The sequence below is a fragment of the Mesorhizobium sp. M7A.F.Ca.US.006.04.2.1 genome (assembly GCF_004022915.1).
Taxonomy (GTDB): Bacteria; Pseudomonadota; Alphaproteobacteria; order Rhizobiales; family Rhizobiaceae; genus Mesorhizobium; species Mesorhizobium ciceri.
In genome coordinates this window covers 1-5,610 of record NZ_RZQA01000408.1, presented here as the reverse complement: position 1 = coordinate 5,610, position 5,610 = coordinate 1, and the positions used below count along the sequence as shown (strand labels likewise).

Below are 5,610 nucleotides of genomic sequence, written 5' to 3'. Positions count from 1 at the left end.
TCTTTCGCGGCTGCCATTGACATCGCTGGTCGAGGAGGTCACCGCGCCGCACCGGGACTTCGGCATCTCGATCAAGCTTCGGCCCGGCGAACGCATCGGCCCCGAGCCGGTCGGGCAGCGCAATCCGGGCGTCATCTACGGCCTCGGCAACCTGGTCGAGAACGCGGTCGATTTCGCCCGCAAAAGCGTCACCGTGCGCTGGAGCTGGGACGAGGCCACCGTCACCTTCTCGATCGTCGATGACGGCCCCGGTTTTCCGGCCGAGATCATCGACCGCATCGGCGAGCCCTATATGTCGACGCGCCAGGGCAATGAAACCGGCGGTGGTCTGGGCCTCGGCCTGTTCATCGCCAAGACCCTGCTCGAACGCTCTGGTGCCGTGCTCGATTTCCGCAATTCGAGTGGCCTGGGCGAGGGCGCCATGGTCCAGATATCGTGGCCGCGTGGTGTGTTCCTCAATCCGGAAATCACTTCGGCCAGCATGTTCGACACTGCCTGAGAGCCTTGAAGGACCTCTAAAAATTGGACAAGGAGGCTCAGGAACTATATTTGCGTAAAATTAAGGCAGCAGGAATTTTGAGACTATGACAGGCGACGAGAATATTGGCGCAATGGTTGAAGGCGAGGACACCTCGCTGCTTGTCGTCGATGACGACAAGCCGTTCCTTACGCGTCTGGCCCGCGCTATGGAAGCCAGGGGCTTCGTGGTCGAGACGGCCGAGAGCGTCGAGGAGGCGGTTGCCAAGGCGCGCGCCAATCCACCCGCCTACGCCGTGGTCGACATGCGGCTCGGCGACGGCAACGGCCTCGACGTGGTCGCGGCCATCCGCGAAAAGCGCGAGGATTCCCGCACCATCATCCTGACCGGCTATGGCAACATCGCCACCGCGGTGACCGCGGTGAAGCTCGGTGCGGTCGATTATCTCTCCAAGCCCGCCGACGCCGATGATATCTTCGCCGCACTCACCCGCACCGCCGGCGAGCGCGCGGCGCCGCCGGAAAACCCGATGTCGGCCGACCGCGTCCGATGGGAGCATATCCAGCGCGTCTATGAGATGTGCGAGCGCAACGTCTCCGAGACAGCGCGCCGGCTCAACATGCACCGTCGCACCTTGCAGCGCATACTGGCAAAGCGCGCGCCGCGTTAAGGCCACCGTTTGCCATCTTGCCGATTGAAACCCGCCGAAACAGGCGGCATGACGGAGGCGACATGCAGGATCTGAAGCAGCGGCCGATTTCCGTCTTCCGCGAATTTCTCGATAGCGAAGCGGCCGGCGGCATCATCCTGATGGCGGCGGCGGCACTTGCGTTGATCGTCGCCAACTCGCCGCTCGCCGAAACCTATTTCTCCGTGCTCCACGCCTATCTCGGCCCGCTCAGCGTCTCGCACTGGGTCAATGACGGGCTGATGGCGGTGTTCTTCCTGCTCGTCGGGCTGGAGATCAAGCGCGAGATGCTGGACGGCCAGCTCTCCACCTGGCCTCGGCGCGTGCTGCCCGGCATCGCCGCCGCCGGCGGCATGCTGGTTCCGGCACTCGTCTATGTCGCCGTCAACCGCAACAATGCGGCCGCCCTGTCCGGCTGGGCGATCCCGACCGCCACCGACATAGCTTTTGCGCTCGGCGTGCTGTCGCTGCTCGGCAGCCGCGTGCCGGCTTCGCTGAAGGTGTTCCTCACAGCATTGGCCATCATCGACGACCTCGGTGCCGTCATCATCATCGCCATCTTCTACACCAGCGGCTTGTCGCTGGCTTATCTGGGTGCCGCCTTCGCAATCATTGCCGCGCTTGTCGTGCTCAACCGCATGCGGGTGATGACGCTTGTGCCCTATCTCGTTCTGGGCGTCGTCCTGTGGGTTCTGGTGCTGAAATCTGGCGTCCATGCAACGCTTGCCGGCGTGGCGCTGGCGCTGACCATCCCGCTTGAGCGCTCCGCCGGGATCGGTCACGATCTGGACCGTTCGCCGCTGCACCGGCTCGAGCACGGCCTGCACAAGATTGTGGCTTTCGTCGTCATCCCGATCTTCGGCTTTGCCAATGCCGGCGTTTCGCTCGCCGGCCTGAGCTTTGGCGCGCTGATCGAGCCGTTGACGCTGGGTGTCGCCGCCGGCCTGGTGGTCGGCAAGCTGGTCGGCGTGTTCGGCTCCTCGGCACTTGCCATCAGGCTCGGTCTTGCCGACCTACCCGCCAATGCCGGCTGGACGCACATGATCGGCATATCGCTGCTGTGCGGCATCGGCTTCACCATGAGCCTGTTCATCGGCCTACTCGCCTTCGCCGGCGACGTGGCGCTGCAGGACGCGGTCAAGGTCGGCATCCTCGCCGGCTCCTTCATCGCCGCCATCCTGGGCGCTGCCGTGCTGCTCATGGCGTCCGCTAGGGGTGGCGTGGAGGACGGCGAAGAGGAGAGCCGGCCATAGACTGAAGGACGCCGCTACTCGCTCTCACCCTCCAGCGCCGGCACCGACACGCCGGCAAGCTCCGCCGCCAGCAGCCGCGAAGCGCCGGCCCGCGCGATCCGCAGCATCAGCGCCTTGCGCGTTGCCGCTGCCATGCGGTGCTCGGGCGCATCGCGCAGGATCTCGGCGCCATAGCCGTCGGAAAGGATGAAGCCGCATTCGTGCGGGAAGATCTCCGAGGGTACGCCGGGATGGGTGGCGAAGAAGAAGCGGTCGGAATGCAGCCGGTAGTCGGGCCATTTGCGGTCGACCCTGAAATCCTCGATCGAGGATTTGATCTCGATGATCCAGATATCGCCCTGCCGGGTCAAAGCGACGAGGTCGGCACGGCGGCCGGTGGCCAGCGACAGTTCGGGCAAGACATGCGCGCCCATATCCATGAGCAGCCGCTGCACACCGCGCCGCACCAGCATGGCGCGTTCGGACTGGCGACCGTCGATGAGAGGGTTGATTGGGATGGGCGAGATGATCGGCATGCCAGGCACCATGCCAGATTCTGTTCACGGTTTGAACCTGTTTTATGCAGGCGATTGTATATTCGATATACCCGGATATACCCAAAAGAAGTCAGGCATTGATCCTTGAAAGATTGAGCTTGTGGTGCACACCATCGTTCTCATGGGGACGGGCGGCACAAAATTGAACAGCACTGATGGTGAACAACTGTGGGCCTTTGACCTTGATGCTCTGCGCAAGGCTTTCAGAAAGTCCGTTCAGGAGCATAAAGTCACCACGGCTGATTGGGCGGAGCACGCCAAGCAGTTCCTGGAAAAACAGAGAGATCGTCAGCGCAAATCGACTTGATATGCTGCGCCGGTCAATTTCCATTTGGTAACTTTAAGATAGCAGCGAAAAAGTCTTTGCGCGTCACCAACCAAAGTCAGATGCAACCGCTTTAGTTCCGCGAATGCCGAATGGCATAAGCAGGGAGACGTCACTTCGACACTTTCGTGAAGTGCGCACCCCATCTGCGGGTGATGCATCGCTTTATGTAAATTAGCTAAAGCGAATATAAGAGAAAAGTGATATTTTGGAAGCAGCCGGGGCACCCCCCAATACACCCCGCTCCGGTCAGGCCCGGTGGCGGTCCACCCAAAGGAAGGCTACCGGGCCGATCCCTGCAACCAACCGGTGACCCGCTCGTTGATCCCATGCCGGGTTGATCCCCCGGCACTCCAGGACCTGCCCGCTGCCGAGGGGCGGCGGGCCTTTTTTGCCGATTGATTGAAGCCCGCAGCGATAGCGAAGGCGCCGGCGGGCGCCGGGACCTTCGCGTTGCTGGTCTCGTCAGAAGTGGATCCAGAAGGATCTGCGGAAACATCTGCGGCGCCAATAGCCATTGCGCCAATAGCGACGGCAGACCCGCCTCCACCCGCGTCGGCGACGGCGGCGGTGCCATCTGCGGTGCCGCACCAACTCGACGCCATCCTGGACACCGGGACCATCCGGGTCGAGAATATCGTCGGACGGTTTGTCGAGCTCGTCGAGAATGCCGGGCCCCGTATTCGGGATGCCGGCCAAGGCGGTGGCAGGACGCGCGATTGCGACGACGGTCGCAGCCCCTGCCAGCCCAAGCATTCCAGTCAGAAACAATCGCCGATCCATGCCAACCTCCATCGTTGATCATTGCGACAAGGGAAGACATAGAGCGGCTGATTGACGCGCCCAGATGCCGAAGAAAATTGGGTCAATCGCTCTGCCGTGCCGGCGGCGGGCCTTTTTTGGCGATCTCTGACAATCCACGCGGCCAATGCGCCTGTTCCCGGGGATCATTCCTCCGACAAGCCGGCCGCCGTTGCGGCCGTTTCAATGCTCACCGGCACGCCCTGGCGCAGGGAGTTGCTGACCGTGTTGACGAGGTCGCGAGCAAAGGCTTGCCTTCGAGGTTCAGCGTCACGGTCACGGCGATCTTGTCGAGCGTTACGCCCATTTCCTCGGCGACGTAGCGAAGATCGTTGCAGAAGCAGCCGCCGATCGCCAGGGCAAGCAACTGGCCGCCATTGAAGCCCAGGCCCATGCCGCCGGCCTTGCCTTCGGGCCGGTCGACGATGATCGTGTGGCCGCCGGCCCAGCCCATGGCGGCTCGCGTGTCCTCCACATTGCGCAGTTCGACGGTCATCGAGACCATTGCGGATGTCCTCCCGGCAGGAGTCGACCAGGCTTCGGGCGTCGTCGACATACGGTCATTATGCAGGCGCAGAGGCGCCCTTGTCGCTGGGCAATGCCGCGCCCGCCATGTCATCAAGGATCGGACAATCCGGCCTTTCGTCGCCGTGACAGGCATGAATCAGTTTCTGCAGCGTCGAGCGCATCGACTGCAACTCGCGCACTTTCTCCTCGATCGCCGTGACATGGGCGGCGGCGATTTCGCGCACGTTTTGGCTGGCGCGGCTGCGATCCTGGTAAAGCGCCATCAGCTGGCGGCAATCGTCGATGGAAAAGCCGAGATTGCGCGCGCGGCGCAGGAAGGCCAGCCGATGGATGTCGTCTCCGGAATAATCGCGGTAGCCGTTGGCGGCGCGTGCCGGGGCGATCAGGCCGATCTCTTCATAGTAACGGATGGTCTTGGCCGACAGGCCGGAGCGGTGGGCGGCGTCACCGACATTCATGACGGTTCTCCTCGATTTCTAGGAACCCATGGAGCAGGCCCCTTGAATTTGCTTCACAATCCTGTGAGTCCTGTTGCCAAAATGCCATAGTGATACGCTTACCGGTACGTCAAGGCAGGCATATAGGCATCGCGCGCTTGGCAAGCAAAGCAAATGCCAGCATGAATGATGATGAGAGAGCGGCCGACTCGTGCCGCCGAGTTTGGGCGGGGCACCGGATCACCTGATGCGCATGAAGTCGTTTGCAATCATCGCCGCACTGGCGCTCTCCACTGCTATCGCCGGTTGCAGCACCATCGGCTCGCAGATCTTCTCCAACGACTACGGCGCGGTCACCGACGCCGGTTATCAGCTGCCGCGCATCCCGATCGAGAAAGTGCCGATGAAGTACCATCGGCAGGAAGTGAACTACGATAGCCCGGAAAAGCCGGGCACGATCATCGTCGATACGCAGAACAAGTTCCTTTATTTCATCGAGGGCGACGGAAGGGCCATTCGCGCTTGAGCGCAATGTGGGCGGTGCCATGCCACTCGAAGCCCTCG

The 5,610-nt window shown here is 62.4% G+C and carries 7 protein-coding genes and 2 pseudogenes; 4 read left to right on the top strand and 5 right to left on the bottom strand.

Annotated elements, in window-relative coordinates; genetic code table 11:
• From EN925_RS20900 to nhaA, 3 genes are all read left to right on the top strand, one after another.
• Positions 1 to 499 (top strand): ATP-binding protein (locus tag EN925_RS20900; RefSeq protein ID WP_164894304.1); only part of this gene is annotated, 499 nt, incomplete at its 5' end.
• Between the two features lie 85 nt (positions 500 to 584).
• Positions 585 to 1,148 carry an ActR/PrrA/RegA family redox response regulator transcription factor gene (locus EN925_RS20895; protein WP_013528072.1) on the top strand — a complete coding sequence of 188 codons (564 nt, stop codon included), beginning with the start codon at positions 585 to 587 and terminating at the stop codon, positions 1,146 to 1,148.
• A gap of 62 nt (positions 1,149 to 1,210) precedes the next feature.
• The gene (gene nhaA, locus EN925_RS20890) at positions 1,211 to 2,419 is read left to right on the top strand and encodes a Na+/H+ antiporter NhaA (protein ID WP_063169902.1); all 1,209 of its coding nucleotides are present in this window, start codon (positions 1,211 to 1,213) and stop codon (positions 2,417 to 2,419) included.
• Between the two features lie 14 nt (positions 2,420 to 2,433).
• Here nhaA and EN925_RS20885 read toward each other — a convergent pair whose 3' ends face one another.
• The 5 genes and pseudogenes from EN925_RS20885 to cueR form a co-directional block, all read right to left on the bottom strand.
• Positions 2,434 to 2,934 (bottom strand): MmcB family DNA repair protein, encoded by a 501-nt coding sequence (locus EN925_RS20885; protein ID WP_050596417.1) that lies wholly within the window; start codon positions 2,932 to 2,934, stop codon positions 2,434 to 2,436.
• Positions 2,935 to 3,025: 91 nt separating this feature from the next.
• Positions 3,026 to 3,286 (bottom strand): hypothetical protein, encoded by a 261-nt coding sequence (locus EN925_RS20880; RefSeq protein ID WP_127219059.1) that lies wholly within the window; start codon positions 3,284 to 3,286, stop codon positions 3,026 to 3,028.
• A gap of 459 nt (positions 3,287 to 3,745) precedes the next feature.
• A complete protein-coding gene (locus tag EN925_RS20875; protein ID WP_082826637.1) occupies positions 3,746 to 4,063 on the bottom strand; it encodes a protamine-2 (modular protein) in 318 nt (105 codons plus the stop codon).
• Between the two features lie 164 nt (positions 4,064 to 4,227).
• A pseudogene (locus tag EN925_RS20870) lies at positions 4,228 to 4,586 on the bottom strand (OsmC family protein).
• A gap of 58 nt (positions 4,587 to 4,644) precedes the next feature.
• A complete protein-coding gene (cueR, locus tag EN925_RS20865) occupies positions 4,645 to 5,067 on the bottom strand; it encodes a Cu(I)-responsive transcriptional regulator (protein ID WP_127368587.1) in 423 nt (140 codons plus the stop codon).
• Positions 5,068 to 5,293: 226 nt separating this feature from the next.
• On the opposite strand from cueR, the pseudogene EN925_RS20860 reads away from it, so the two are divergent.
• Positions 5,294 to 5,566: pseudogene (locus EN925_RS20860) on the top strand (L,D-transpeptidase); the annotation flags it as partial.
• Positions 5,567 to 5,610 lie beyond the last annotated feature (44 nt).